The following is a 26,102-nucleotide window of genomic DNA, read 5'->3' as shown; positions in this document are numbered from 1 at the left end:
CGGACGGGCAGGTCCACAGCGCACGTCTCAGTTGACTGCGGCCTGGAATGCCGGGTTCCAGGGCATTTGTGAACATTTGTGGGCGAATGGCCGCTCCGCTGCCGGGCATTTGCCCAGCGCCCTCGTCGTAGCGCTTCCCAAGCATCGCCAGGCGCCTGACAATTCGTCAGACGAACCCCCTGCGCCGCCTGTGGTCAGTTCGCAGATCGCGCCTCTTCCACCGATAAGGACAATCATGAGGGCTCTCCGCCTTGCTCGCCTCTGCCAGGTAACGGCTGCTCTGACCCTGGTAACGCTGTTACCGGGCTGCTCCCAGGAGCAACCGCCCACCGAGGAACTGGCGCGGGTGGTGGTGGTGCAGCTGAGTCCGATAAGGGACAGTCAGCGCATTCCCTTTACCGGGGATATCCAGGCGCGGGTGCAGGCGCCGCTCGGTTTTCGCGTGAGTGGCAAGATCAGCGAGCGGCTGGCGGATGTCGGCGATCGCGTGCGCGAGGGTCAGGTCCTGGCCCGGCTGGATCCCCAGGATCTGCGCAATAACCTGGCCGCCGCCCAGGCCCAGGTGGAGGCCCAGGAAGCCCGCACCCGGCTGGCGCGGGTCGATTTCGAGCGCCAGGCCGCGCTGCTGCCCAAGGGCTATACCAGTCGCAGCCAGTACGACCAGGCCCAGGCCACCCTCGACGGCGCCCGCAGCGCCCTACAGACCGCCGTCGCCCAGCGCGACGATGCGCGCAAGCAACTGGGCTATACTGAATTGCGCGCCAGCGCCGCCGGGGTGCTGACCGCCCGCCACGCCGAAGCGGGGCAGGTGGTGCAGGCCGGCACGGCGATCTTCGACCTGGCGGTGAGTGGCGACCTCGACGCCGTCTTCGATCTCTATGAATCCCTGGCCCGCGAACTCAAGGTCGGCCAGACCCTGCCCGTCGCCCTGCAGGCGCAACCGGCCGTCACGACCCGGGGTACCCTGCGCGAGATCGCCCCGACCGTGGCGAGCAGTGGCACGGTGCGCGTCAAGGTACAACTCGATAGACCCCCGGCGGCCATGACCCTGGGGGCGGTGGTCAATGCCCAGCTCGAGGGCGCGACGGAGCAGGGCTTCGCCTTGCCCTGGACGGCGCTGAACGGCACCACCGAGCAGCCCGCCGCCTGGCGCCTCGGCGAAGACGGGCGGGTCAGCCTGCAGCCGCTGCGCATCGAGCGCTTCACCCGCGACAGCATCATCGTCAACGAGGGCCTCGCGGCTGGCGACCGCATCGTGGTCGCCGGCGGCCAGGCGCTGAGTCCCGGGCAGAGGGTCGAAGTCGCCGAGCGCTCGGCCTTCAACGAGGTGCGCCCATGAAGCCGCTGCTGCCGCTGTGTCTGCTGCTGGTCCTGGCGGGCTGCTCGGATGACGAGGCGCCGCCGCCGCCGATCCGGCCGGTGGCGACCCTGACCTTGAGTGCCCCGCCGCCCGGGCGCGAAGTCTTTGCCGGCAGCATCCAGGCGCGCTACGAGAGCGTGTTGGGCTTTCGCGTCGGCGGTCGCATGACCCGGCGGCTGCTGGACGTGGGTCAGCCGGTGCGCCGTGGCCAGTTGCTGGCGGCGCTGGACCCCACCGATCAGGACAATGCCCTGCGCAGTCGGCAGGGCCAGACCGCCGATGCCGAAGCCCAGTGGCGCGATGCGCGCAACGATGCCCGGCGCCAGCAGCAGCTGTTCGACCAGGGCGTCGGTTCACGCTCCCAGCTGGATCAGGCGCTGACCCGCCTGCACACCCTGGAAGCCGCCCGCGAACAGGCCCAGAGCGCCGAGCGCCAGGCCCGCGATCAGCGCGACTATGCCGAGCTCTACAGCGATTTCGACGGGGTGATCACCGCCTGGCAGGCCGAGGTCGGCCAGGTGGTGTCCGCCGGTCAGCCGGTGGTGCGGGTCGCCCGTCCGGACGTCCGCGAGGCGGTGCTGGACCTGCCGGCCCAGGCCATCGGCCAGCTGACCCCGGGACGCGTCCTGACCGTGCGCATGGCCCTGGATCCCGAGGTGGCGGTCGCCGGTCGGGTGCGCGAGATCGAGCCCCAGGCCGATGCCACCACGCGCACCCGGCGGGTGCGCCTGACCCTGGACGAGCCACCGGCCGCGCTGCGCATCGGCAGCCTGGTGCAGGGCGAGCTGGAGTCGCCACCGGCGGCGGGCCTGCCGCTGCCGACCCAGGCGCTGCGGCGTCAGGACGGCCGGACCTCGGTCTGGGTGGTGGAAGGCCAGGGCGAGCAGGCGCAGGTGCGCCAGCGGCCGGTCGAGGTGCTGCGCGAGGCCGAGGGCCTGGCGTGGGTCGGCAACGGCCTGAAGGCGGGTGAGCGGGTGGTGATAGCCGGGGTCAACAGTCTCGAGGAGGGACAGCGGGTGAAGGATCAGGAGGGCGCTCGGCCATGAAAGGCTTCAACCTGTCGGACTGGGCGCTGCGCCACCAATCCTTCGTCTGGTACCTGATGTTCGTCGCCCTGCTGATGGGCGTCTTCTCCTACATGAAGCTGGGACGCGAGGAAGATCCGTCCTTTGCCATCAAGACCATGGTCATCCAGACCCGCTGGCCGGGGGCGACCACCGAGGAGACCCTGCGCCAGGTCACCGAGCGGGTGGAAAAGAAGCTCGAAGAGCTGGATTCCCTCGACTACACCAAGAGCTTTACCCGGCCGGGGCAGTCCACGGTATTCGTCTACCTGCGCGACACCACGCCGGCCAAGGCGATTCCCGACATCTGGTACCAGGTGCGCAAGAAGGTCTCGGACATCCAGGGCGAATTCCCCCAGGGCATCCAGGGCCCGGCCTTCAACGACGAATTCGGCGACGTCTTCGGCAGCATCTATGCCTTCACCGGCGACGGCTTCAGCATGCGCCAGCTGCGCGACCAGGTGGAGCAGGTGCGCCGCGAGATCCGCAGCGTGCCGGGCATCGGCAAGGTGCAGCTGATCGGCGCGGAGAACGAGGTCATCTACCTGGACTTCTCCACCCGCAAGCTGGCTGCTCTGGGGCTGGACCAGCGCCAGGTGATGCAGAGCCTGCAACAGCAGAATGCGGTGACCCCCTCGGGCACCATCGAATCCGGCGCCGAGCGCATCAGCGTGCGCACCAGTGGCGAATTCCGCTCCACCGCCGATCTGGCCGCGGTCAATCTGCGCATCGACGATCGCTTCTACCGCCTCACCGACCTGGCCGACATCCGCAGCGGCTACGCCGATCCGCCCAGTTCGCTGTTCCGCTACAACGGCCAGCCGGCGATCGGCCTGGCCATCGCCATGAGCAGCGGCGGCAACATCCAGACCTTTGGCGCCGCCCTCACCGAGAAGATGCAGGAGCTGACCGGCGCCCTGCCGGTGGGCATCGGCGTGCATGTGGTCTCCAACCAGGCGCAGGTGGTGGAAAAGGCCGTCGGCGGCTTTACCCGGGCGCTGTTCGAGGCGGTCATCATCGTGCTGGTGGTGAGCTTCATCAGCCTCGGTGTGCGCGCCGGCCTGGTGGTGGCGCTGTCGATTCCCCTGACCCTGGCGCTGGTGTTCGTCTTCATGGAATACAGCGGCATCACCATGCAGCGGATCTCCCTGGGCGCCCTGATCATCGCCCTCGGCCTGCTGGTGGACGACGCCATGATCACCGTGGAGATGATGGTGACCAAGCGCGAGGAGGGCGAGTCGCTGCACCGCTCGGCGACCTATGCCTACGAGTCGACCGCCTTTCCCATGCTCACCGGCACCCTGGTGACGGTGGCCGGCTTCGTGCCCATCGGCCTCAACTCCAGCAGCGCCGGCCAATACACCTTCACCCTGTTCGCGGTGATCGCCGTGGCCCTGCTGCTGTCCTGGATCGTCGCGGTGTTCTTTTCGCCGGTGATCGGCGTGCACATCCTGCCGAAGAAGGTGAAGCCCAAGGATCATGACCAGCCCGGCCGCCTGGCGCGTTGGTCCGACGGCCTCCTGCTGGGCGCCATGCGCCACCGCTGGCTGACCATCCTCCTCACGGTGCTGCTGTTCGCCGCGGCGCTGTTCTCGATGAAGTTCGTGCAGAACCAGTTCTTCCCGTCCTCGGATCGACCCGAACTGCTGATCGACTTCAACCTGCCGCAGAACGCCTCCCTCGACGCCACCCGGGCGCAGATGGACAGATTCGAGAAGACCCTGGCCGACGATCCTGACGTGGCCCACTGGAGTTCCTATGTCGGCCAGGGCGCGGTGCGCTTCTACCTGCCGCTGGACCAGCAGCTGGAGAATCCCTTCTATGGCCAGGTAATCCTGGTGGCCAAGGACCTGGAGGCGCGCAATCGCCTCCTGCCCAAGCTCAAGCAGCGGCTGCGCCAGGACTTCGTCGGGCTGTCCGGCTACGTCCAGCCGCTCGAGATGGGGCCGCCGGTGGGCCGGCCGATCCAGTACCGCATCAGCGGTCCGGACGTCGCCGAGGTACGCCGCCAGGCGCTGGCGCTGGCCAGCGTGCTGGGCAAGAGTCCGCAACTGGGTGACTTCCTCTACGACTGGAACGAGCCGGCGCGGATGCTCAAGGTCGAGGTCAACCAGGACAAGGCGCGGCAGCTGGGCTTCTCCTCCCAGGACGTGGCGCAGATCCTCAATGGCGTGGTGACCGGTACCCCGGTGACCCAGGTGCGCGACGACATCTACCTGGTCAACGTGGTGGCCCGCGCCAGCGAGGCCGAACGGCGCTCGGTGGAGACCCTGGAGAATCTGCAGATCATGACGCCCCAGGGCGTCGCGGTGCCGCTCAAGGCCTTCGCCCGTATCGACTACGCCCTGGAGCAGCCGCTGGTGTGGCGCCGCGATCGGCTGCCCACCATCACCCTCAAGGCCTCGATCCTCAGCGAGATCCAGGCGCCGGATCTGGTCAAGCAGCTGCAGCCGGACGTTGATGCCTTCATCGCCAAGCTGCCGCCGCGCTACCAGGTGGCGGTGGGCGGCACGGTGGAGGAGAGCAGCAAGGCCCAGGGCCCGATCGCCGAGGTGGTGCCGCTGATGCTGTTTCTCATGGCCACCTTCCTGATGATCCAGCTGCACAGCATCCGCAAGCTGTTCCTGGTGGCGAGCGTGGCGCCCCTGGGCCTGATCGGGGTGGTGCTGGGGCTGATCCCCTTCGGCCAGCCGCTGGGCTTCGTCGCCATCCTCGGGGTGCTGGCGCTGATCGGCATCATCATCCGCAACTCGGTGATCCTGGTGACCCAGATCGATGCCTTCGAGCAGGCCGGTCGCTCGCCCTGGGACGCCGTGGTGGAAGCCACCCAACACCGCCGCCGGCCGATCCTGCTGACCGCCGCCGCGGCCAGCCTGGGCATGATTCCCATCGCCCGCGAGGTGTTCTGGGGCCCCATGGCCTACGCCATGATCGGCGGCATCGTCGCCGCGACGCTGCTGACGCTGCTGTTCCTGCCGGCGCTGTACATCGCCAGCTATCGCATTCGCGAGCCGGAGCGGCGGGACTGATGGCCGGGGCCTGGTCGGAACGCCAGGCAAAAAAAACGGCCCTCCGGCTGAGGTCTCCAGGGGAGACGTCTGCCGGAAGGCCGCAAGGAGCTATCCAAGGAGCCACTGCCGGAGGGAAGGATTCGCGCGGTCAGCAAGTCGAATCCACAGCAGCTCACTGCACCACTATCGGGCGTCCGACTTTTCAATAAAGTGACGACTTGACGAAACTCCATTGCGAAAAAGGCAATAATGGATATTTTCCAAGGCATGCGCATCTTCGTCCGGGTGGTGGATCTGGGCAGTCTCACGGCTGCTGCCCACACCCTCGACCTGTCCACCGCCCAGGTGTCGCGCCTGCTGGCGGAACTGGAAAGCCATCTGCAGACCCGCCTGCTGCACCGCACCACCCGGCGGCTGGCGCTGACCGAGGCGGGCGAGCGCTATCTCGAACGCTGCCGGCGCATCCTGCAGGACGTCGGCGAGGCCGAAGCCGAGGCCAGCGGCGCCCATCTCAAGCCCCATGGCCATCTGCGCCTGCATTCCATGACCGGTCTAGGCACCCAGTTGCTGGCGCCGCTGGTGTCGCGCTTCTGCGCGCGCTATCCCCATGTCGAGATCGTCATGAATCTCTCGCAGAACCACCCGGCGCTGCTGGAGGATGGGCACGACATCGCCATTACCCTGGACACCGAACTGGCCGACTCGGATTTCGTCGCCCAGCGTCTCGGTGGCGTCTACAGCGTGGTCTGCGCGGCGCCCAGCTATCTGGCGCAGCGCCCGGCGCCCAAGGTGCCGGCCGATCTTGCCGCGCACGACTGCCTGCGCCTGCTGGATCCGAATTTCTCCGAACGCTGGGTCTTCGCCGGTGAAGACGGCGAGCAGCAGGTGGCGCCGCGCTACGTCTTCCAGGTCAATGTCGCCGAGGCTCTGGCCAGCGTGGCCCGCCAGGGCATGGGCATCTGCCTGCTGCCCAGCTACATCGCGGTCAACTACCTGCGCGATGGCAGCCTGGTGCGCCTGCTGCCCAACTTCCGCCTGCGCGAACGCAACATCCATGCGCTCTATCCCTCGCGGCGCTTTCTCGACGCCAAGATCAAGACCTGGATCGACTTCCTCAAGGAAGAATTGCCCGAACGGCTGCAGCTGGAGAATCGGGTGCTTGAGGACCAGCGCTACTGGGCCAAGGACTAGGCCAGGGCTTGTTGCAATCCTTGCAACAGTCATTTAATTAGCATGCTATTTATTAGGCGGCGTTCTTTTCCTAGAATGGTCCTGTACCCCGATGAACACGACCTTTGAGGAGTTCGCCATGAAACGTTCTCTGTCCGCCCTGTTGCTGACCCTTGCCACCCTGACCGCCACCCAGTTCGCCGCTGCCGACGACAATCCCAGCCTGAGATACAAGCTGGTCGATCAGAATCATGCCGCCATGCAGCACTACGGCGATCAGGCCGCTCCCGCCGCCGACGCGCGTCGCTGAGCCGCTCCGCTTTCGAAAGACCACCCCTCCTTGCTCCTTTGGTCTTTCTCCGCCGCACCCTTTGGGTGCGGCTTTTTTATATCTGCGGCACACTGAGCCCCTGACCTTGTCGAGGTGCTCATGACCGCCACTTCCGCTCAACGACTTGCCGACCTGCGCGCCTTCCTGGCCGAGCAGGGCGCCGATGCCTGCCTGATCCCCAGCGCCGATCCCCATCTATCCGAATACCTGCCGGAACACTGGCAGGGCCGTGCCTGGCTGTCCGGTTTCACCGGCTCCGCCGGGTTGTTGCTGGTGACCCGCGAGGCCGCCGGCGTCTGGACCGACAGCCGCTACTGGGAGCAGGCCACCCAGGAGCTGGCGGGCAGCGGCATCGACCTGATGAAGCAGGTCGCCAGCCAGCCCCAGGCCCACCTGCAGTGGCTGGCCGACCAGGTGCCCGCGGGCGGCACGGTACTGGTGGACGGCCAGGTGCTGTCGCTCGGCGCAGCGGCGGCCTTGCGCCGCGCGCTGGAGCCCAAGGGTATCCGGCTGCGGACCGATCTCGACCCGCTGGCGGCGATCTGGCGCGAGCGCCCCGCGCTGCCGGCGGCGCCGGTCTATGCCCATGCCGCCCCCCAGGCCCCCCAGCCGCGCAGCGCCAAGCTCGCCCAGGTGCGCGAGAAGCTGAAGGACGCCAAGGCCGACTGGCATTTCATCTCCTCGCTGGACGACATCGCCTGGCTGCTCAACCTGCGCGGCGCCGACGTGCCCTACAACCCGGTGTTCCTCGCCCATGTGCTGCTGGGTAGCGACAGCTGCCAGCTGTTCATCGACCCGGCCAAGGTGCCGGCCGAGATCCGCACGGCCCTGGTGGCGGACGGCGTGACCCTGGCCGACTACCACCAGGCGGCCGCCGAGCTGGCCCGGCTGCCGGTCGGCAGTCGCCTGCTGGTGGACCCGGCGCGGGTCACCCTCGGGCTGGCCGAGGCCGCGCCCCAGGGGGTCGAGCGGCACGAGCAGATCAATCCCTCGACCCTGCTCAAGGCCTGCAAGACCGCCGAGGAGGTGGCCCAGGTGCGCATGGCCATGGAAGAGGACGGCGCGGCGCTGTGCGTCTTCTTCGCCCGTTTCGAGGCGGCCCTGGCCCGTGGCGAGCGCCTCACCGAGCTGACCGTGGACGACTGGCTGAGCGAGGCCCGCGCGGCGCGCCCCAACTTCGTCTCTCTGAGCTTCGCCACCATCGCCGGCTTCAACGCCGGTGGCGCCCTGCCGCACTACCGGGCGACCGAAGAAGCCCATGCCGAACTCCAGGGCGATGGCCTGCTGCTGATCGACAGTGGCGGCCAGTACCTGGGCGGCACCACCGACATCACCCGGGTGGTGCCCATCGGCACCCCCAGCGCCGCCCAGAAGCGCGATTTCACCCTGGTGCTCAAGGGCATGCTGGCGCTGTCGCGGGCACGCTTTCCGGCCGGAGTCGCCGCGCCCATGCTCGACGCCCTGGCGCGCGAGCCGATCTGGGCCGCCGGCATCGACTACGGCCACGGCACCGGCCATGGCGTGGGCTACTTCCTCAATGTGCACGAGGGGCCGCAGTCGATTTCCTTCTATGCCACGGTCACCCCGCACCATGTCCTGCGCGAGGGCATGATCACCTCCAACGAACCGGGTATCTATCGCCCCGGCCAGTGGGGCGTGCGGCTGGAGAACCTGCTCCTGTGCACCCGCGCGGAAACCACCGAATTCGGCGATTTCCTGGCCTTCGAGACCCTGACCCTCTGTCCGCTGGACACCCGCTGCCTGGATCTGGCGCTGCTGCGCAGCGACGAGCTGGACTGGCTGGATGGCTATCACGCCGAGGTCCGCCGCCGCGTGCTGCCGCTGGTCGAGGGCGCCGCGCGCGACTGGCTGCTGGCCCGCACCGAACCCGTCGCGAGGACTGCCCGATGAGCAGCAACGCCCAGCAATTCGCCAGTGACAACTATTCCGGTATCTGCCCGGAAGCCTGGGCCGCCATGGCCGCGGCCAACGTCGGCCACGAGACCGCCTACGGCAACGACACCTGGACGGCGCGCGCCGCCGATCGCTTTCGCCAGCTGTTCGAGACCGACTGCGAGGTGTTCTTCGCCTTCAACGGCACCGCGGCCAACTCCCTGGCCCTGGCGGCGCTGTGCCAGAGCTACCACAGCGTGATCTGCTCCGACACCGCCCACGTCGAGACCGACGAATGCGGCGCGCCGGAATTCTTTTCCAACGGCTCCAAGCTGCTGCTGGCACCGGCCCACCAGGGCAAGCTGACCCCGGGCGCCATCCAGCAGATCGCCACCAAGCGCGCCGACATCCACTTTCCCAAGCCGCGGGCAGTGACCGTCACCCAGGCCACCGAGGTGGGTACCCTCTATGGCCTCAACGAATTGCAGGCCATCAGCGCCACCTGCCGCGACCTCGGCCTGCACCTGCACATGGACGGCTCGCGCTTTTCCAATGCCGTGGCCGGCCTGGGCTGCACCCCGGCCGAGGTGACCTGGAAGGCCGGCGTCGACGTGCTCTGCTTTGGTGGCACCAAGAGCGGCATGGCGGTGGGGGAGGCGATCCTCTTCTTCAACCGCGAGCTGGCCGAGGACTTCGAATACCGCTGCAAGCAGGCCGGCCAGCTGGCGTCCAAGATGAGATTCCTCTCCGCGCCCTGGCTTGGCGTGCTGGAAAACGACACCTGGCTGCGCCACGCCCGCCACGCCAACGCCATGGCCCAGCTGCTCGCCGAGCGGGTGCGCGGGGTGCCCGGTGTGGACTTCATGTTCCCGGTGGAAGCCAACTCGGTGTTCCTGCAGCTCTCCGAACCGGCGCTGGAATTCCTGCGCGCCCGCGGCTGGCGCTTCTACACCTTCATCGGCAGCGGCGGGGCGCGTTTCATGTGCTCCTGGGATACCGAAGAGGCGCGGGTACTGGAGCTGGCGGCGGACATTCGGACGGCGATGGGCGGGTAGGGCGTATCGCGGCCGTGGCGGTGCGATGGCTGCTTAAACTGTAGGAGCGGCCGCATCGGCGGACCGCCATGGCCGCGATCAGACCTGGCGCTGGCTTTATCGCGGCCATGGGCCGCTCCTACGGGATTCGATGCTCTCTCATCCATCGCTGCCCATTCCCAGGTGGAAAACGCTGCGCGGTTTTTTACGCTCCGGTGTTCTCCGGGGACGCCGCCCGCACCAACCGTTACCATGGCCGATCTCTTCCTCGTCTCCAGCGATTCATGGCCAAGAAGTCCAGCAAAGCCCTCTCTACCGCGGTCAATTCCGCTGCCCCCACGCTCATCGACGTGGCCCGGGTCGCCGGGGTGTCGCCGATCACCGTCTCGCGGGCGCTGAATCGACCGGAGATCGTCAGCGAGGCGGCGCGGGAGAAGGTGCTGGCGGCGGTGCAGGCCACCGGCTACGTGCCCAATCTGCTGGCCGGCGGCCTGGCCTCCAATCGCAGTCGCCTGGTAGCGCTGTTCGTGCCGACGATCGTTCACTCCATCTTCGCCGAGACCGTCCAGGCGCTGATGGCACGGCTGTCCCAGGCCGGCTACCAGACCCTGCTGGGCCTGACCGGCTACAGCGCCGAACAGGAAGAGCAGCTGCTGGCCGCGGTGCTGGGGCGCAAGCCCGATGGCATCGTGCTGACCGGTACCCTGCACACCGCCGCCAGTCGGCAGCGCCTGGCCCAGGCTGGCATTCCCGTGGTGGAGTCCTGGGACCTCGGTGAAGACCCCCTGGACATGCAGGTGGGCTTTTCCCACGAAGCCGTGGGGCGCGCCCAGGCCGAGCATCTGCACGCCCGTGGCTATCGGCGCTTCGCCGTGGTCTCGGTGGACGACCCCCGCGCCCTGCGGCGCTGTCGCAGCCTGGTCGCGCGGCTGGCCGAGCTGGGCGTGGCGGAACCGCCGCTGGAGATCCTGCCGGCGCCGGCGCTGGTGGAGTCCGGACGGGCAGGCCTGCGCCAGCTGCTGACCCGTGACGAGGCCTTCGATGTGGTGGTGTGCAGCTCGGACACCGTCGCCCAGGGCGTCATGGCGGAAGCCGCCAGTCGTGGACTGCGCCTGCCCGAGGACCTGGCGGTACTGGGCTTCGGCAATCTTTCCAGCGCCGCCCAGATGCACCCGGCGCTGTCCTCGGTCAGTGTCGAGGGCGATCGCATGGGCACCCTGGCGGCAGAGGCGTTGCTGCGGCGGTTCGACTTGGGCGATGGTGTCCGTGAGGCGGTGCGCATCGACACCGGTTTCCATATCATCGACCGCGCCACGACCTGACCATCGGCGCTCAAGTTGTTAGACGTCATACTTGTATGGTTGCGCAATCATGCCTTAGTCTTGGGCAAACGCCAGGGCTGAGTCAGGTTGTCGCATCAGGATATGATTGCGCAATCATCCGGTGACTCGCACCTTCAATAAAAACAATCATGCAAGAGGGATCCCCATGGATGCCGCAAGACCCACCCGAGTGCGCTACCTGATCCTGTTGATGCTGTTCGTGGTGACCACCATCAACTACGCCGACCGCGCCACCATCGCCATCGCCGGCTCCAGCCTGCAGAAGGACCTCGGCATCAGCGCCGTCACCCTCGGCTATATCTTCTCCGCCTTCGGCTGGGCCTACGTGGCCGGGCAGATTCCCGGCGGCTGGCTGCTGGATCGCTTCGGTTCGAAGAAGGTCTATGCCGGCAGCATCTTCTTCTGGTCGCTGTTCACCCTGCTGCAGGGGCTGGTCGGCGGCCTGCCGGTGGCCTGGGCGGTGATCACCCTGTTCATGCTGAGATTCCTGGTCGGCCTGGCCGAGGCACCGTCCTTCCCGGGCAACGCGCGCATCGTCGCCGCCTGGTTCCCCACCGCCGAACGCGGCACCGCCTCGGCCATCTTCAACTCGGCGCAGTATTTCGCCACCGCGCTGTTCGCGCCGATCATGGGCGGCATCGTCTTCCACTTCGGCTGGGAGCACGTCTTCGTCATCATGGGCGCCCTGGGCATCCTCTTCTCCGGGATCTGGCTGAAGTACATCCACAACCCCAAGGAGCATCCGCGCATCAACGCCGCGGAGCTGGCGCACATCCGTGACAACGGCGGTCTGGTGGACATGGACAACGGCGCCCGCCAGCAGGGCGGCGGCCCCAAGTGGCACTACATCACTCAGCTGCTGACCAATCGCATGATGCTCGGTGTCTACCTCGGCCAGTACTGCATCAACGCCATCACCTATTTCTTCCTGACCTGGTTCCCGGTGTACCTGGTGCAGGAGCGCGGCATGACCATTCTCAAGGCCGGTTTCATCGCCTCGCTGCCGGCCATCTGCGGCTTCATCGGCGGGGTGCTCGGCGGGGTGATCTCCGACTACCTGCTGCGGCGCGGCCATTCCCTGACCTTCGCCCGCAAGCTGCCCATCGTCTGCGGCCTGCTGCTCTCCACCAGCATGATCTTCTGCAATTACGTCGACGCCGACTGGATGGTGGTGGGCTTCATGACCCTGGCCTTCTTTGGCAAGGGCATCGGCGCCCTCGGCTGGGCGGTGGTGGCGGACACCTCGCCCAAGCAGATCGCCGGGCTCTCCGGCGGCCTGTTCAACACCTTCGGCAACCTGGCCTCCATCACCACCCCCATCGTCATCGGCTATCTCATCGCTGCCACCGGCTCCTTCAAGTGGGCGCTGGTCTATGTCGGGGCCAATGCCCTGGTGGCGGTGTTCAGCTACCTGTTCATCGTCGGTCGCATCCAGCGCGTCGAGCTGCGTACCGCCGATGGCGAGATCCTGGGCGCGACCCAGCCTGACCCGGCCCGGGCCTGAGCCCCGGCAGAGGATAAGAACATGAACCTGATCGATCACCGTGATTCGCCGCGCTACATCAAGCTCCACCCCCAGGACAACGTCGGGGTGGTGGTCAACGAACCCGGCGTGGCCGCCGGCACCGCCTTCGCCGATGGCCTGACCACGGTCGAGGCCATTCCCCAGAGCCACAAGGTCTCCCTGGTGGCTCTCGCGGCGGGCGCCGCGGTGGTGCGCTATGGCGAGGTCATCGGCTACGCCCTGCAGGACGTTCCCGCCGGCAGCTGGATCACCGAAGCCCTGCTGCGCATGCCGGAGCCGCCCGCGCTGGACAACCTGCCCAAGGCCACCGCGCCCGGTCAGGTCGGCGAACCTCTGGAAGGCTACACCTTCGAGGGCTTTCGCAATCCGGACGGCAGCGTCGGCACCCGCAACATCCTGGCGGTGACCACCACCGTGCAGTGCGTGGTGGGGGTGCTGGACCATTGCGTGGAGCGGGTACGCAAGGAGATCCTGCCGCGCTACCCCAATGTCGACGACGTGGTGCCGCTGTCCCACAGCTACGGCTGCGGGGTGGCCATTAACGCCCCGGATGCGGTGATTCCCATCCGTACCCTGCACAACATCAGCCGCAACCCCAACTTCGGCGGCCAGGCGCTGGTCATCGGCCTGGGTTGCGAGAAGCTGCAGGCCAGCCAGTTGATGCCGGGCGATGACCTCACCGCCGGGCAGAACGAAGAAGACTGGCTGTTCCGCCTGCAGGACTCGGCCAACGGCTTCGCCGGCATGGTCGAGCAGATCATGGGGCTGATCGAAGCGCGTCTGGAGGTGCTCGATCAGCGCCGCCGTGAAACGGTACCAGCGTCCGAACTGGTGGTGGGCATGCAGTGCGGCGGCAGCGACGCCTTCTCCGGCATCACCGCCAATCCGGCCCTGGGCGTGGCCGCCGACCTGCTGGTGCGGGCCGGCGCCACCGTGATGTTTTCCGAGAACACCGAGGTGCGCGACGGCATCCACCTGCTGACCCCGCGCGCCGCCACCCCGGAGGTGGCCGACGCCCTGATCCGCGAGATGGACTGGTACGACCGCTACCTGGAGCGGGGCATGGCCGATCGCAGCGCCAATACCACCCCTGGCAACAAGAAGGGCGGGCTGAACAACATCGTCGAAAAGGCCATGGGGTCGATCGCCAAGTCGGGTACCAGCCCCATCGCCGGGGTCATCGCGCCCGGCGAGAAGATCCGTGGCAAGGGCCTGTACTTCGCCGCCACCCCGGCCAGCGACTTCATCTGCGGCACCCTGCAACTGGCCGCGGGCATGAACCTGCACATCTTCACCACCGGTCGCGGCACCCCCTACGGACTGTCCATGGTGCCGGTGATCAAGGTCTCGACCCGCACCCAGCTGGCCGAGCGCTGGCCGGACCTGATCGACATCGATGCCGGTCGGGTGGTGAGCGGGCGGCTGTCGCTGGAGGAGATGGGCTGGGAGATCTTCCAGTGCTACCTGGACGTGGCCAGCGGCCGCCGCCAGACCTGGGCCGAGCGCCATCGCCTGCACAACGACCTGGCGCTGTTCAATCCGGCGCCGGTAACCTGATCCTGCCACGGCAATAAAAAAGGCCGACCCCGATGGGGTCGGCCTTTTTTCATGGAGCCAGGAAGCTGGCGTGCGGTCGGCGCCCTAGCGCTGGGCAGTGGCCGCCGTCAGTTGCAGACTGGGCAGCAGGTAATGGCCGACGATGAACAGCGAGCCCTTGTCGCTCAGGTGACCATCGTCGATCTGCAGCAGGGTGCGGCCATCCGCAGCCCGTACCCGGCAGGCATCCTCGACGCAGAGTCGTTGCACCAAGGAGATGTACTCCAGTCCTGCCGGGAGCCTGGCCTGGCGCATGGCCTGGTCGGTGGCGAGGACGTGGCGATCCAGGGCGGAGTCGGCGATGTGGTCATCGGTGCTGCCCCAGTGGCGGATGGCGATGACGCTGGGCAGCGACGGACTCCACTGGGGAACGGGGCCGAGCAGCACGATGCGCTTGACGCCATAGCTGTGCAGACGCTCGGTGATGGCGTTCCAGTCGGTCTTTTCGTGGTCGGCCTTCTGCGCCATGACCACCACCTCCGGACGCAGGCGCTGAATGGCTTCCAGGGCGGTGCGATTGGAGTAGTTGCAGGTCACTCGCGTCTCGGTTTGCCGACCCATGTCGTCGGTGAGGCGCGGCTTGCAGCTCGCCGAGGCCACCTGGTAGTAGGGCAGGCCGGCCGGCAGCAGGCTGCGCAAGCCGAAGGACAGGGCCTGGGCATGGGAATCGCCCCAGACGAAGAGACCACCCTTGCCCTGGCCGTGGGTGCAGCTGGGGTCGATGGCGTCCTGGTGGCGTTGGGTAAAGGCCGAATAGGCGTCGCACTTGAGCCAGTAGAGGTCGTGGAGATTCTTCTGGCGATCCAGGTATTCCTGCACGAATTGCGCGCGGTCCGACTGGCTGATGCTGCGCAGCGGCGTGATGGCACCGTCGGTGGCGTTCACCGCGCCCGCACTGAGGAACAGGGTGGCGAGCAGGCCGGTGCCGGTGGCCAGCGCTGCACCGCTCTGGCCCTTGCGGCGCGAGGCACGGCTCTCCACCAGGGTGTAGGAAGCCCAACCCAGGGCGAAGGAGGCGGCGATGCCCAGCAGCAGGTGCGGCGTCTTGTCGAGCAGGCCGGCATAGCTCATGAACACCACCACCGGCCAGTGCCAGAGGTAGAGCGAGTAGGAGAGGGTACCGGTCCACTGGGAGAAACCGTTGCCGGTGACCAGCGAATCCTGGCGGCCGGCCAGGATGATGGCGGCGGTGCCAAGCACCGGGATCAGCGCCAGATAGCCCGGCCAGACATCGCCTTCGGCGAGCGTCAGGAAACCCACTGCCAAGGCGATCAGCCCGGCGCCTTCCAGCAGCCGGCGCGAGCGGGCGGCGAGTTGCAGCGGGAAGAGATAGGCGACGCCGCCCACCATCAGCTCCCAGGCACGGGTCGGCAGCAGATAGAAAGCCGCTTCCGGCCAGAGCAGGGAGGCGGTGACGGCGAAGGCGAAGCCGGCCGCGGTGGCGAGCAGGATCAGCACCCGCAGGGTCTTGAGCGACACCAGCTTGGACAGCAGCACCAGGATCAGCGGATAGACCAGGTAGAACTGCCATTCCACCGACAGCGACCAGGTGTGCAGCAGCCATTTCTCATGGGCCGCGGCGGTGAAGTAGCCGGCCTCTTTCCAGTAGACCAGGTTGGAAACGAAACCCAGGCTGCTCGCCACGTGCTTGCCCAGTTCGCCATAGGCGTTGGGCAGCAGGAAGAACCAGCCGGCAATCAACAGCACGGCGCAGAGTACCGCCAGCGCCGGCACGATGCGGCGGACGCGGGATAGGTAGAAGGCGGACAGGCGGAAGCGCTGCTGTTCGAGGGCGCGAAAGATGATCCCGGTGATCAGGAAGCCGGAGATGACGAAGAAGACGTCGACCCCGGCGAAACCGCCCGGTAGCCAGTCGGCATTGAAGTGGAAGAGGACGACGGCGATCACGGCGATCGCGCGCAGCCCATTGATATCTTTCCTGAAGTCCATGAGCGGCATCCGGGCAGCAAGGGGAAGGCGAGAGAAGGAGGCGTCGGGCTAGGCGTGGGGGGCCAGGGTTTCCGGTGCCGGGCGGACCAGGTGCAGGCCGGGGTCGGTCTTGGGCTTGAGCAGCAGATAGCCCAGGGTGATGCCGATGAACAGGTTGGCCACGCCGATCTCGAAGAGGTCGGTGGTCCAGCCGATCAGGCAGAGACAGAAGGCGATGGCCAGCAGAGTGTGGCTTTCACGGTCGCGATTGAGGTACAGACGGATGAACAGCGGCAGCTGCAGGCAGTATAGAGCGATGCCGACCACGCCGAACACGCACCACAGATAGACCACGCTGCTGTCGCAGTTGACCATCAGGTCCAGGCCCGGCACCGGGAAGGCGGCCATGGTGCTGCCGAACATGCCGAAGCCGGCGCCGGTCAGGGTCCAGCCGGCTTCGCTCATGACCTCGACCACGTTGGGCCAGGTGTTGACCAGGCGGTCGTAGAAGGAGGCCAGGCCGCTGTCGCTGGTGACCACATGGGGATCGAAGTCGCGGATCAGGCTCAGGATCGGCAGCAGCAGGCCGCCCACCACGCCGAGCAGCAACAGCAGGTAGGTGGACCACGGGAAGCGCCGACCCAGCATCAGCATCAGGGTGAAGGCGAAGGCCGCAGCCGGGGCCTTGCTGGTGGTCAGCAGGATGCCGAACAGGCCGGTCAGGGCCATCAGCAGCCAAAGCGTGTAGGAGCGCGCGAAATAGGAGAGATAGAGGCAGTAGACGGCGATCAGGGCGGCCAGGACGTTGGACACGCGGGCGAAACCGGCGATGCGGTCGGCCTCGCCGGCCATCCAGTTGGTGTTGCCGGCGATGTCGTTGCCACCCAGGGTGTAGCTGTAGCCCTTCCAGGGGACGGAGGTGTACTTGTCCAGCAGGATGCCGATGAGCGAGGCGATCAGCAGACCCAGCACCACCCGGCCAAGCAGGCGTCGCTGCTCCAGCAGCTCGCGGCCGCAGAGCAGGCCGAATAGCAGTGGGCTGTAGACGAACAGCGAGAAGAAGACGTTGTTGATGCTGGCGCCATGCAGCAACGCCAGGGCCGCATAGGCCGGGATGCTGAGCAGGGCCACCCAGAGGATGCGCGGTAGCTTGGCGGTGGCCAGTTGCAGGGCGAAGAGCGCCAGGCAGGCAATCTTGGGCAGGTAGATCAGTGCCGAGGCACCGGCCATGTCGAGGTAGTAGCGCAGGGCGCCGGAAAAGGTCTCGACGAACAGCAGCGAGATGGCGGTCCAGACCGCGAGGGTCGAATAGCGCCAGGACAAAGCCTGCTGGAACGCCGATTGCGGGGGGGCGACTACGGCCGACATGATCATCATCCCTGGGTTGATGCCGAGGCAGCGGGCCGTGGGCGCCGCTGCGCTGACGTGAAAGGCGCTAAAGCGATAACCAGCGCGAGGGCTCGCCACCTTGGCGTAGTCCCTGGGCTGGATGAGGTCTGCAAGCGAAAGGCAGGCACGCTACCGCCCATGGCGGTCAGGAACGGCCACGGGCGACAGGTGGAAAAAGGTACGACGCGGGGATGATAGCGGAGGGCTTCCGGCGCCTGTCAAACGGCGCCGGGCCGACCGGAAATCCTCAACGCGGATATCAGAAGCAGGCCACAAAAAGCCCGCTATTTCACCATCCGCCAGGTCAGGGGATAGCGGTAATCGCGGCCCTGGTTGGCCTTGATGCCGGCGATCACCGTCAGCACGAAGGCCACGCAGGCCACCAGCAGCATCAGCGGAAAGCCGATCAGCACCCACACCAGCAGCCAGCAGATCATGTGCAGCAGGGTGACGGTGAGCTGGAAGTTCAGCGCCTCCTTGCCCTGGCGGTCGATGAAGGGGTCGTCCTCGCGCTTGAACTGCCAGACCACCAGCGGACCTATGACGTTACCGATGAAGGGCACCACGAAGCCCAGGAAGGCGGCGTAGTGGCAGAGCATGGCCCAGCGCCGGGCTTCGGCGCTGGGGGCGGGGACGAGATCGTGCATGAGCGGGCTTCCTTACTCGCCGCGCAGGGCGGCTTGCTGGAGCTCGAACAGGTCGCGCAGGCCACCCTGGGCCAGTTCGAGCATGGCGTTGAGTTCGGCCGGCTGGAAGGGCGCGCCTTCGGCGGTGCCCTGCACCTCGATGAAGCCACCGGCGTCGGTCATGATCACGTTGAGATCGGTCTCGGCGGCGGAGTCTTCCAGGTAGTCCAGGTCGAGCACCGGGGTGCCCTGGTAGATGCCCACGGAGATGGCGGCCACCATCTGCTTGAGCGGATTGCCCTTGAGGTTGCCGCGGCGCTTGAGCGCGCCCAGGGCATCGACCAGGGCCACGCAGGCACCGGTCACCGAGGCGGTGCGGGTACCGCCGTCGGCCTGGATCACGTCGCAGTCGATATAGATGGTGTTCTCGCCCAGCTTGGACAGGTCGACGGCGGCGCGCAGCGAACGACCGATCAGCCGCTGGATCTCCAGGGTCCGACCGCCCTGCTTGCCCTTGGCGGCTTCCCGCTGGTTCCGCTCGCCGGTCGCGCGCGGCAGCATGCCGTACTCGGCGGTGAGCCAGCCCTGGCCCTTGCCCTTGAGAAAGCGCGGCACCCCGGCCTCGACGCTGGCGGTGCAGATCACCTTGGTATCGCCGAATTCCACCAGGACCGAACCCTCGGCGTGCTTGGTGTACTGACGGGTGATGCGGATGGGGCGCAGCTGATCGGCGGCGCGGCCACTGGGACGCTTCATTGCGGGCTTCCTGTAAGGCGTAGATATCAGGTCCATAGTATAGGGAGCGTCCGGCTCATGCGACACGGATGCATTGGGTCGCTCCGATCAGGTGCGCTAGAATCGTGCGTTTTACATGCGTGGTCGCTCGGGATCGCCCCAGATCCACGCATCGTCAGACGAGGATCCTGCCATGGTGCACAGCATGACGGCGTTCGCCCGGGTCGAGCGGCCGGGGCCCCAGGGCACCCTGAGCTGGGAGTTGCGCTCGGTCAATCACCGCTATCTGGAGCCCCACCTGCGGCTGCCGGAGACCTTTCGCGATCTGGAGTCCGGCGTGCGCGAGGCGCTGCGCCGGCGCCTGTCGCGGGGCAAGCTGGAGTGCGTGCTGCGCGAGGAGCGCGACGAGAGCGTGGCCCTGCGCGTCGATGCCCGCCGCGCCGCGCAGCTGGTGGCCGCCGCCGAAGACGTCGCCGCGCTGATCGCGCGCCCGGCCAAGCTCGATCCCCTGGCCGTGCTGGCCTGGCCCGGGGTGCTGGCGGGCACCGAGGTGGATGGCGCCGAACTCAAGGCCCAGACCCTGGCGCTGTTCGAGGCGGCGCTGGATGAATTGCTCGACGGCCGGCAGCGCGAGGGCCGCGAACTGGCGCGCCTGATCGAGGAACGCCTGGACCAGGTGCTGGCGGAGGTGGCGACCCTGCGCGCGCTGCTGCCCGAGCTGCTGGCCCTGCAACGGCGCCGTATCCTCGAGCGCTGCGCCGAGGCGGGCGTCGAGTTCGAACCGGCGCGGCTGGAGCAGGAACTGGTGCTGCTGGCGCAGAAGAGCGACGTGGCCGAGGAACTGGATCGTCTGGAGACCCATGTGGCCGAGGTGCGGCGGGTCCTGGCGGGCAGCGGCGCGGCCGGCCGGCGGCTGGATTTCCTCATGCAGGAACTCAATCGCGAGGCCAATACCCTGGGTTCCAAAGCCATCGACGCCCGGGCCTCCCAGGCGGCCATCAATCTCAAGGTGCTCATCGAACAGATGCGTGAGCAAGTGCAGAACATCGAATAGGCGGACCTTCATGACAGCCCTTCCCGGCACCCTCTACATCGTTTCCGCGCCTTCCGGCGCCGGCAAGACCAGCCTGGTCAAGGCCCTGCTGGATGCCCTGCCCGACATCCGCGTGTCGGTCTCCCACACCACCCGCGCCATGCGCCCGGGTGAAGCCGACGGGGTGAACTACCACTTCGTCGATTGCGCGACCTTTACCAACCTGCTCGAACACGGCGACTTCCTCGAGCACGCCGAGGTGTTCGGCAACTACTACGGCACCTCCCAGGCCGCCCTGGAGCGCACCCTCGCCGAAGGCCACGACCTGATCCTGGAAATCGACTGGCAGGGCGCCCAGCAGGTCCGTCGCAAGCTGCCCCACGCCCAGTCGATCTTCATCCTGCCGCCGAGCCAGGCCGCCCTGCGCCAGCGCCTGGACAATCGCGGCCAGGACAGCGCCGAGATCATCGAAAGACGCATGCGCGAGGCGGTCAGCGAGATGAGTCACTATGTCGAATACGACTACCTGATCATCAACGACGACTTCGCCAGCGCCCTGGAAGACCTCAAGTCAATCTTCCGCACCCGCCAGCTGCGCCTGGATCGTCAGCAGCGCCGGCACGACGATCTGCTGGTGGATCTGCTGGGCTGATACCTGCCTCGCGGCCCGCGCCTTCAGCGCGCGGGCTGTCCGCTCCCCGCGTGGCCGCCGGCAGGACGTCCGGCGCCCTTCCAAAGCCATGAAATATCTCGTTACATTTTTTCTGGGCCTTGGCTTGGGCGGCTGGCGCCTGTCGATGTTTTGGCAGTCGCGCTATTTATCTGGTTTTACAAAAACAAGATTGATCATCGGCTGACGGTTATTGGGCTCTGCTCGAATGTAAGGCCGCTTTTTATATGCTTATTTAAAAGCATTAAAACAGCGACTTTCTACCGGCTTTCGCCTGGTCGCCATTCGTTACTATTTGTTTAAAGAAACTTTGGCTAGGCTTTTTCCGGACGACTAGCGAAGTTGCCCGTGCGCTAAAGGCGGGCATTTAGCTATCAAGGTCGTTGCTGTTAGCGGTTGTCTGATTACCTGAGCACTGTCAGGGAAACAATTATCGGAGCTGACTTCGGTAAAGGGTTTCCTGCTGTCCGCAAGAACTGCCAGGGCCGCGTAGTTGAGCATTTCGCGGGAGCTTTCGGTATTTCAGTGGGACTTTCATTTTTGACATGACTGTCGTAACAGGAGCGTTCGATATGAAATTAAAACCTGTGGCCACGCTGATGTTGGCAACGCTGTTGGGTACTACCGCCCAGGCAGCAGAGTCTTTGAGTACGGGTCCTTACTTGCGGCTCAAGGTGCTGGGCAATACCGGATTCGTCCTCAATAGATTGAAGGCGGAAGACACCAAGATCGTCACGGGTGGTGAATACGACTATCTGGTGGTCGGGCCCAATGTGCAGGTCGACGGCAACGTCAAGAAGGAGATCAACGACGCCCTTGATCAAGGCAAACGCGTGATCTTCGACAATCAACCCGGTCAGCACCTCGCCAGTGAGAACGCGGCCCTGGCGCTGGGCATGACCGTCGAGGCAGATGCCCTGATGGTGAAGAAGCCGGAGAAGGACACTGGCCTGCTGATAACCCCCGTCGATCGGCCCACGCGCGCCGATGCCCTGTCCGCGAGCAAGGCCCAGAGCAACAAGCAGGATCAGGCGAGCAACACCATCGAAAACGTCTTCGGACTTTGAGGGACCAAAGTTATGAATACCTTTGCGAAATCCACCTTGGTTGGTGCGCTCGGCTTCCTGCTGTCGACCGGTCTGGTGCAGGCCGGCGAGTGCTTCACCGACCACACCGAGCCCGCCATCCTGGGTGACGGTTCCCGGGCCTTCGCCACCCAGCAGGCAGGTAAGACCTGGGAGGACTGGATCTGGCGCGGGCCGATCTTCCGCTGCTCGACCAGAGGAACCATCGACTGCACCTACACCTGGGGCGAGACCAAGACCTCCAGCTACGGCTGGTCGGTAGGGGTCAAGATCAATCCGGAGAAGCTGCCCTTCATCGGCAAATACCTGAGCATCCTCGGCGTCGATGGCAGCTACAAGCAGGATCGCACGATGAGTACCGCCTTCACCTGGGGCGTGAGGATAGAGCCGGGCTACAAGGCGCAACCCATTCAGGTGGTGGAGCGACGCTGGAAAAGCGGCAAGTTCCGCGGCGCCTGGGTCCGCACCGGCAGTTGTTCGCGCGGCATCGGCAACCCACCCGGGATGCACTGGTACGACTGGGATTCCAAGCGGGTGATCAGCAGCTGGAGCGGTAGCGTGGAGGTGAGCAGATACGCCACCTACCACGTCTATCGCTAGGCCTGCGCCCGCGACCAGCCGGGTCGCCATGACCCGGCTGGTCAGGGATCAGAGCTTGATCCAGGTCGCCTTGAGCTCGGTGTACTTGTCGAAGGCGTGCAGGGACTTGTCGCGACCGTTGCCGGACTGCTTGAAGCCGCCGAAGGGCGCGGTCATGTCGCCGCCGTCGTACTGGTTGACCCAGACGCTGCCGGCGCGCAGGGCGCGGGCGGTCTTGTGGGCCTTGGAGATGTCGCGGGTCCAGACCGCGGCGGCCAGGCCGTATTGGGTGTCGTTGGCGATCTGCACGGCTTCTTCGGCGGTGTCGAAGGTGATCACCGAGAGCACCGGGCCAAAGATCTCTTCGCGGGCGATCTTCATGGCGTTGCTCACGCCGTCGAAGATGGTCGGCTCGACATAGACGCCGCCGGTCTCTTCCAGGGTGCGCTTGCCACCGGCCACCAGGGTGGCGCCTTCGGCATGGCCGGCTTCGATGTAGCGCAGCACGGTGTCCAGCTGGGTGGTGTCCACCAAGGCGCCGACGTTGGTCTCGGGGTCCAGCGCATGGCCGGGCTTCCAGCCCTTGAGGGCCTCGACCACCAGCGGCAGGAATTCTTCCTTGATGGAGCGCTCCACCAGCAGGCGCGAACCGGCGGTGCAGACCTCGCCCTGGTTGAAGGCGATACCGCTGGCGGCGGCCGCGGCGGCGTCCTTGAGGTCGGGGGCATCGGCGAAGACGATGTTGGGGCTCTTGCCGCCGGCTTCCAGCCAGACGCGCTTCATGTTGGATTCGCCGGAATAGGCAAGCAGCTGCTTGGCGACCCGGGTGGAACCGGTGAAGACGATGGTGTCGACGTCCGCATGCAGGCCCAGGGCCTTGCCGACGGTATGGCCGTAACCCGGCAGCACGTTGAACACCCCGGCCGGGATACCCGCCTGCTGGGCCAGCTGGGCGACGCGGATGGCGGTCAGCGGCGACTTCTCCGAGGGCTTGAGCACCACCGAGTTGCCGGTGGCGAGCGCCGGACCGAGTTTCCAGCAGGCCATCATCAACGGGAAATTCCAGGGCACCACGGCGGCGACCACGCCGACCGGCTCGCGGGTGACCAGGCCGAGCTGGTCATGGGGCGTGGGGGCGACCTCGTCGTAGAGCTTGTCAATGGCCTCGGCGCTCCAGCGGATGGCGTTGGCCGAGGCCGGCACGTCGATGGTGAGGGAGTCGGCGATGGGCTTGCCCATGTCCAGGGTTTCCAGCAGCGCCAGCTCTTCGGCGTTGGCCAGCAGCAGGTCGGCGAAGCGGATCAGCACACGCTTGCGCTGGGCCGGCGCCAGGTGCGCCCAGGTACCCTTCTGGAAGGCGGCGCGGGCGGCGGCCACGGCCAGGTCGGCATCGGCGGCGTCACAGCTGGCGACCTTGGCGAGGAAACGTCCGTCCACCGGACTTAGGCAGTCGAAGGTGGCGCCGGCGGTGGCGTCGACATAGGCGCCGTCGATGAAGGCGCGACCTTCCAGGGTGAGACCTTGGAAGCGCTGCTCCCACTCGGCGCGGCTGGGCAAGCTCATGGGTGACTCCTCGCTAATGGCGGTGAGCAGCCACCCTAAACCGGCCCGGAAGGGTTATCAATATATTTGACACTCGGCCGCCAAAGGCGCCGAAACGTGCGTTTTATCGAACGCTGCGCTGGCGTTGACGACTCAGGGCCAGGGCCGGGCGAGCCGTGGTCAGGGCGCCACGCCGTTGCCGCGGCTGGAAGCACTGCTGGGTGAGCGGCGCCTCGACGCTGGCGTCCAGGTCATCCAGCCAGCCCTCCACGGCGTCTTCCAGGGCGGCGACGGTGAGCTGGCCCAGTACCTGATGGGCGATGAGATTGCCCAGGCTGGGCGCCGCCGGCGCGCGGGTGGCGCCCCACCAGGCGGCCAGGCGCTCCTGCAGGCCTTCAAGCAGGCGATGGAGGCGATAGGCCGCGGCCAGCAGGGCCAGGCTGGCCGAGGGTGCCTGGGCCAGCGCCGCCGGGGCGAAGCCGGCCAGGGCGCGTTCCAGCACCCCGGTCAGGGGCGCCTCGAAGGCCACCGCTCGCGCCTGCAGCAGCAGGGCTTCGAGGGCATCGGGCACCTTGTCGACATAGGCGCTGGCGAAGCGCTCCAGGGCCGGCCCGCGGGTGGCGTCGGCGCTGGCGGTACGCGCCGCCTGGTCGGCAAAGGTACGGCTGGCCTCGCCACTGTCCCGAGCGCGCCCCTGGGTGGTCTGGATCACGAGGCGCAAGGCGGCGGTATTCATGGCAGGGTCCTGCAGGGATGAGCTGTGTTGGACGCCTCCAGAGGGAGCGGGTCACACCGTTCGTCCGGTGCCGGCGGCCTTCAGTGCCGAAGCATGAAGGTGTCGTATTCCAGGTCGTCCAGCACCCGGTCCAGGCGGTGCAGGCCCAGCAGCACGCAACAGGCCAGGGAGACGGTGAAGCCGTAGCCGAAGAAGCTCGGACCCAGCTCGATGCTCAGCAGGGTCAGCGCCAGGTTGAGGCCGAGAAACAGGGTGCAGAGCATCAGCACGGTGTCGCGCCGGTCCAGGTAGAAGAAGACGTTGAGCAGCGCCATGAACACCACCTGGATGCTCACCCCCACCACGTCGATATAGAACAGCGGCAGGTAGTAGTGCGACATGCCGAGCCAGGCCAGCAGCTGGGGCGCCAGCAGGAACACCAGCACCAGGGTCAGGCCCTGGACCTTGCAGATCTCCAGCAGGCCCTGGCGGATGGCCAGGATCATCTGCTCCTTGAGCTGGCTGATGTGCTGCAGGGTCTCGCCGCCGCGCACGGCGTTGAACACCCGCTCGTACCACTCGGCGAAGTCGGTCTCGATGCGCACCAGGAACACCGCCATGCCGGGGATGATGGCCAGGTAGGCGAGAAAGATCGGCAGGTCGTAGAGGATGGAGGCGCGCAGGGGACCGATGACGGCATCGGAGGTCAGCGGATTGAACCAGAAGACGAATTTGTCGACCCAGATGCCCAGGTTGTAGAACAGCCCGGTGACCAGCAGGCTGATGAAGATCTGCTTGCGGTCGAGGAAGTCAAAAGCCACCAGACGCTCGGCCGGGTATTCGCGGATGATGTCGTAGAGAAACATGAACAGCAGGGCGGCGTGGCCCAGCAGCAACGCCATCAGCAGGCCGTCCATGCCGAGGAAGCGCAGCACGAAGGCGGCGGCGATCATGATGGCGTAGCCCAGCGTCATCACCACCAGGATGCGGTTGTAGGCCTTCATCCCCGACAGGAAGATGATCACCAGCCAGAGATCGCAGAGGGTGACGAAGTTGGCCAGCACCAGCAGCCGGTAGGCGAAGGGCTGGTCGAACAGGGTGGCCAGCAGCAGGAAACCCAGGCCGCCGGCGACCAGCGTGACCAGGAGCAGGATGCCCACCAGATTGGGCAGGATGCTGGTCTGTTTCTCCTCGAACAGCCGGTCCGAGACGAAGCGGGTGAAATACAGCTGCAGGCCGCCGGTGAGGATCAGCGAGCTGGCCATGAGGTAGGTCACCGTGACCAGGAACTGGCGGATCAGCACGCTGGGGGTGACGATGCCGGTGGCCAGCACGCCGATCAGCATGACGCTGATGATCGACAGCACCCAGGGCCCCGAGCTGATCAGGCCGGCATAGACATAGGCGCGCAGGGTGGCGGTGTAGGAGTCGCGCGCGAGGATCTTGCGCAGTTCGAAGCCGATGCCGGCCAT

The 26,102-nt window shown here is 66.6% G+C and carries 21 protein-coding genes; 14 read left to right on the top strand and 7 right to left on the bottom strand.

Annotation, left to right across the window (positions count from 1 at the left end; translation table 11 throughout):
* Nucleotides 1–235 precede the first annotated feature (235 nt).
* From OXS31_RS09275 to garD, 10 genes are all read left to right on the top strand, one after another.
* Nucleotides 236–1,339: an efflux RND transporter periplasmic adaptor subunit gene (locus OXS31_RS09275; RefSeq protein ID WP_267398730.1), complete on the top strand. Its 1,104-nt coding sequence runs from the start codon at nucleotides 236–238 to the stop codon at nucleotides 1,337–1,339.
* Nucleotides 1,336–2,406 carry an efflux RND transporter periplasmic adaptor subunit gene (locus tag OXS31_RS09270; protein ID WP_144945755.1) on the top strand — a complete coding sequence of 357 codons (1,071 nt, stop codon included), beginning with the start codon at nucleotides 1,336–1,338 and terminating at the stop codon, nucleotides 2,404–2,406. The genes OXS31_RS09275 and OXS31_RS09270 overlap by 4 nt, the downstream gene beginning before the upstream one ends.
* Nucleotides 2,403–5,453 (top strand): efflux RND transporter permease subunit, encoded by a 3,051-nt coding sequence (locus tag OXS31_RS09265; protein ID WP_027600365.1) that lies wholly within the window; start codon nucleotides 2,403–2,405, stop codon nucleotides 5,451–5,453. Before OXS31_RS09270 ends, OXS31_RS09265 begins: the two co-directional genes overlap by 4 nt.
* 231 nt (nucleotides 5,454–5,684) lie before the next feature.
* Entirely contained in the window at nucleotides 5,685–6,626 is a 942-nt protein-coding gene (locus tag OXS31_RS09260; RefSeq protein ID WP_027598127.1) for a LysR family transcriptional regulator, read from the top strand.
* Between the two features lie 118 nt (nucleotides 6,627–6,744).
* Nucleotides 6,745–6,915, top strand: coding sequence for a hypothetical protein (locus tag OXS31_RS09255; protein WP_267398729.1), 171 nt, complete (start codon nucleotides 6,745–6,747; stop codon nucleotides 6,913–6,915).
* Nucleotides 6,916–7,035: 120 nt separating this feature from the next.
* Nucleotides 7,036–8,847 (top strand): aminopeptidase P family protein, encoded by a 1,812-nt coding sequence (locus OXS31_RS09250; protein WP_027600364.1) that lies wholly within the window; start codon nucleotides 7,036–7,038, stop codon nucleotides 8,845–8,847.
* On the top strand, nucleotides 8,844–9,884 hold the full coding sequence (locus OXS31_RS09245) for a low specificity L-threonine aldolase (RefSeq protein ID WP_007161425.1): 1,041 nt from the start codon (nucleotides 8,844–8,846) through the stop codon (nucleotides 9,882–9,884). Before OXS31_RS09250 ends, OXS31_RS09245 begins: the two co-directional genes overlap by 4 nt.
* Before the next feature lie 263 nt (nucleotides 9,885–10,147).
* On the top strand, nucleotides 10,148–11,185 hold the full coding sequence (locus OXS31_RS09240; RefSeq protein WP_144954985.1) for a LacI family DNA-binding transcriptional regulator: 1,038 nt from the start codon (nucleotides 10,148–10,150) through the stop codon (nucleotides 11,183–11,185).
* A 166-nt stretch (nucleotides 11,186–11,351) separates the two neighbouring features.
* Nucleotides 11,352–12,710 carry an MFS transporter gene (locus OXS31_RS09235; protein ID WP_267398727.1) on the top strand — a complete coding sequence of 453 codons (1,359 nt, stop codon included), beginning with the start codon at nucleotides 11,352–11,354 and terminating at the stop codon, nucleotides 12,708–12,710.
* A 21-nt stretch (nucleotides 12,711–12,731) separates the two neighbouring features.
* Nucleotides 12,732–14,288: a galactarate dehydratase gene (garD, locus tag OXS31_RS09230; protein WP_027598130.1), complete on the top strand. Its 1,557-nt coding sequence runs from the start codon at nucleotides 12,732–12,734 to the stop codon at nucleotides 14,286–14,288.
* Between the two features lie 84 nt (nucleotides 14,289–14,372).
* Here the strand turns inward: garD and OXS31_RS09225 are convergent, their stop codons facing one another.
* The 4 genes from OXS31_RS09225 to rph all read right to left on the bottom strand — a co-directional run bounded on the left by OXS31_RS09225 (nucleotide 14,373) and on the right by rph (nucleotide 19,027).
* Nucleotides 14,373–16,277 carry an acyltransferase family protein gene (locus OXS31_RS09225; RefSeq protein ID WP_267398726.1) on the bottom strand — a complete coding sequence of 635 codons (1,905 nt, stop codon included), beginning with the start codon at nucleotides 16,275–16,277 and terminating at the stop codon, nucleotides 14,373–14,375.
* 48 nt (nucleotides 16,278–16,325) lie between these two features.
* Entirely contained in the window at nucleotides 16,326–17,624 is a 1,299-nt protein-coding gene (locus OXS31_RS09220) for a hypothetical protein (RefSeq protein ID WP_267398725.1), read from the bottom strand.
* A gap of 305 nt (nucleotides 17,625–17,929) precedes the next feature.
* Nucleotides 17,930–18,292: a DUF4870 domain-containing protein gene (locus OXS31_RS09215; RefSeq protein ID WP_007161419.1), complete on the bottom strand. Its 363-nt coding sequence runs from the start codon at nucleotides 18,290–18,292 to the stop codon at nucleotides 17,930–17,932.
* Nucleotides 18,293–18,304: 12 nt separating this feature from the next.
* Nucleotides 18,305–19,027, bottom strand: coding sequence for a ribonuclease PH (gene rph / locus OXS31_RS09210; protein WP_017639344.1), 723 nt, complete (start codon nucleotides 19,025–19,027; stop codon nucleotides 18,305–18,307).
* A gap of 172 nt (nucleotides 19,028–19,199) precedes the next feature.
* On the opposite strand from rph, the gene OXS31_RS09205 reads away from it, so the two are divergent.
* From OXS31_RS09205 to OXS31_RS09190, 4 genes are all read left to right on the top strand, one after another.
* On the top strand, nucleotides 19,200–20,060 hold the full coding sequence (locus OXS31_RS09205; protein ID WP_077171326.1) for a YicC/YloC family endoribonuclease: 861 nt from the start codon (nucleotides 19,200–19,202) through the stop codon (nucleotides 20,058–20,060).
* 10 nt (nucleotides 20,061–20,070) lie between these two features.
* Nucleotides 20,071–20,691: a guanylate kinase gene (gene gmk, locus OXS31_RS09200; RefSeq protein WP_007161416.1), complete on the top strand. Its 621-nt coding sequence runs from the start codon at nucleotides 20,071–20,073 to the stop codon at nucleotides 20,689–20,691.
* Between the two features lie 590 nt (nucleotides 20,692–21,281).
* Nucleotides 21,282–21,776, top strand: a complete 495-nt coding sequence (locus OXS31_RS09195) for a hypothetical protein (RefSeq protein WP_139346894.1) — start codon at nucleotides 21,282–21,284, stop codon at nucleotides 21,774–21,776.
* Between the two features lie 12 nt (nucleotides 21,777–21,788).
* Complete coding sequence (locus OXS31_RS09190; protein WP_042135254.1) at nucleotides 21,789–22,394, top strand: hypothetical protein; 606 nt, start codon at nucleotides 21,789–21,791, stop codon at nucleotides 22,392–22,394.
* Nucleotides 22,395–22,442: 48 nt separating this feature from the next.
* Here the strand turns inward: OXS31_RS09190 and OXS31_RS09185 are convergent, their stop codons facing one another.
* The 3 genes from OXS31_RS09185 to pelG all read right to left on the bottom strand — a co-directional run bounded on the left by OXS31_RS09185 (nucleotide 22,443) and on the right by pelG (nucleotide 26,102).
* On the bottom strand, nucleotides 22,443–23,936 hold the full coding sequence (locus tag OXS31_RS09185) for an aldehyde dehydrogenase (RefSeq protein WP_027598136.1): 1,494 nt from the start codon (nucleotides 23,934–23,936) through the stop codon (nucleotides 22,443–22,445).
* Between the two features lie 103 nt (nucleotides 23,937–24,039).
* Nucleotides 24,040–24,651 (bottom strand): hypothetical protein, encoded by a 612-nt coding sequence (locus tag OXS31_RS09180; protein WP_267398724.1) that lies wholly within the window; start codon nucleotides 24,649–24,651, stop codon nucleotides 24,040–24,042.
* Nucleotides 24,652–24,731: 80 nt separating this feature from the next.
* On the bottom strand, nucleotides 24,732–26,102 hold the full coding sequence (pelG, locus tag OXS31_RS09175) for an exopolysaccharide Pel transporter PelG (RefSeq protein ID WP_007161413.1): 1,371 nt from the start codon (nucleotides 26,100–26,102) through the stop codon (nucleotides 24,732–24,734).

The organism is Pseudomonas sp. GM_Psu_1, from assembly GCF_026544185.1.
GTDB classification, from domain to species: domain Bacteria; phylum Pseudomonadota; class Gammaproteobacteria; order Pseudomonadales; family Pseudomonadaceae; genus Chryseomonas; species Chryseomonas oryzihabitans.
The sequence above is the reverse complement of the archived record's forward strand: the minus strand, read 5'-3'. Positions and strand labels throughout refer to the sequence as shown.

Coding starts and splice junctions, on each gene's coding strand:
- OXS31_RS09275 (WP_267398730.1), top strand. CDS start 236: ATGAGGGCTCTCCGCCTTGCTCGCCTCTGCCAGGTAACGGCTGCTCTG.
- OXS31_RS09270 (WP_144945755.1), top strand. CDS start 1,336: ATGAAGCCGCTGCTGCCGCTGTGTCTGCTGCTGGTCCTGGCGGGCTGC.
- OXS31_RS09265 (WP_027600365.1), top strand. CDS start 2,403: ATGAAAGGCTTCAACCTGTCGGACTGGGCGCTGCGCCACCAATCCTTC.
- OXS31_RS09260 (WP_027598127.1), top strand. CDS start 5,685: ATGGATATTTTCCAAGGCATGCGCATCTTCGTCCGGGTGGTGGATCTG.
- OXS31_RS09255 (WP_267398729.1), top strand. CDS start 6,745: ATGAAACGTTCTCTGTCCGCCCTGTTGCTGACCCTTGCCACCCTGACC.
- OXS31_RS09250 (WP_027600364.1), top strand. CDS start 7,036: ATGACCGCCACTTCCGCTCAACGACTTGCCGACCTGCGCGCCTTCCTG.
- OXS31_RS09245 (WP_007161425.1), top strand. CDS start 8,844: ATGAGCAGCAACGCCCAGCAATTCGCCAGTGACAACTATTCCGGTATC.
- OXS31_RS09240 (WP_144954985.1), top strand. CDS start 10,148: ATGGCCAAGAAGTCCAGCAAAGCCCTCTCTACCGCGGTCAATTCCGCT.
- OXS31_RS09235 (WP_267398727.1), top strand. CDS start 11,352: ATGGATGCCGCAAGACCCACCCGAGTGCGCTACCTGATCCTGTTGATG.
- garD (WP_027598130.1), top strand. CDS start 12,732: ATGAACCTGATCGATCACCGTGATTCGCCGCGCTACATCAAGCTCCAC.
- OXS31_RS09225 (WP_267398726.1), bottom strand. CDS start 16,277: ATGGACTTCAGGAAAGATATCAATGGGCTGCGCGCGATCGCCGTGATC.
- OXS31_RS09220 (WP_267398725.1), bottom strand. CDS start 17,624: ATGTCGGCCGTAGTCGCCCCCCCGCAATCGGCGTTCCAGCAGGCTTTG.
- OXS31_RS09215 (WP_007161419.1), bottom strand. CDS start 18,292: ATGCACGATCTCGTCCCCGCCCCCAGCGCCGAAGCCCGGCGCTGGGCC.
- rph (WP_017639344.1), bottom strand. CDS start 19,027: ATGAAGCGTCCCAGTGGCCGCGCCGCCGATCAGCTGCGCCCCATCCGC.
- OXS31_RS09205 (WP_077171326.1), top strand. CDS start 19,200: ATGGTGCACAGCATGACGGCGTTCGCCCGGGTCGAGCGGCCGGGGCCC.
- gmk (WP_007161416.1), top strand. CDS start 20,071: ATGACAGCCCTTCCCGGCACCCTCTACATCGTTTCCGCGCCTTCCGGC.
- OXS31_RS09195 (WP_139346894.1), top strand. CDS start 21,282: ATGAAATTAAAACCTGTGGCCACGCTGATGTTGGCAACGCTGTTGGGT.
- OXS31_RS09190 (WP_042135254.1), top strand. CDS start 21,789: ATGAATACCTTTGCGAAATCCACCTTGGTTGGTGCGCTCGGCTTCCTG.
- OXS31_RS09185 (WP_027598136.1), bottom strand. CDS start 23,936: ATGAGCTTGCCCAGCCGCGCCGAGTGGGAGCAGCGCTTCCAAGGTCTC.
- OXS31_RS09180 (WP_267398724.1), bottom strand. CDS start 24,651: ATGAATACCGCCGCCTTGCGCCTCGTGATCCAGACCACCCAGGGGCGC.
- pelG (WP_007161413.1), bottom strand. CDS start 26,102: ATGGCCGGCATCGGCTTCGAACTGCGCAAGATCCTCGCGCGCGACTCC.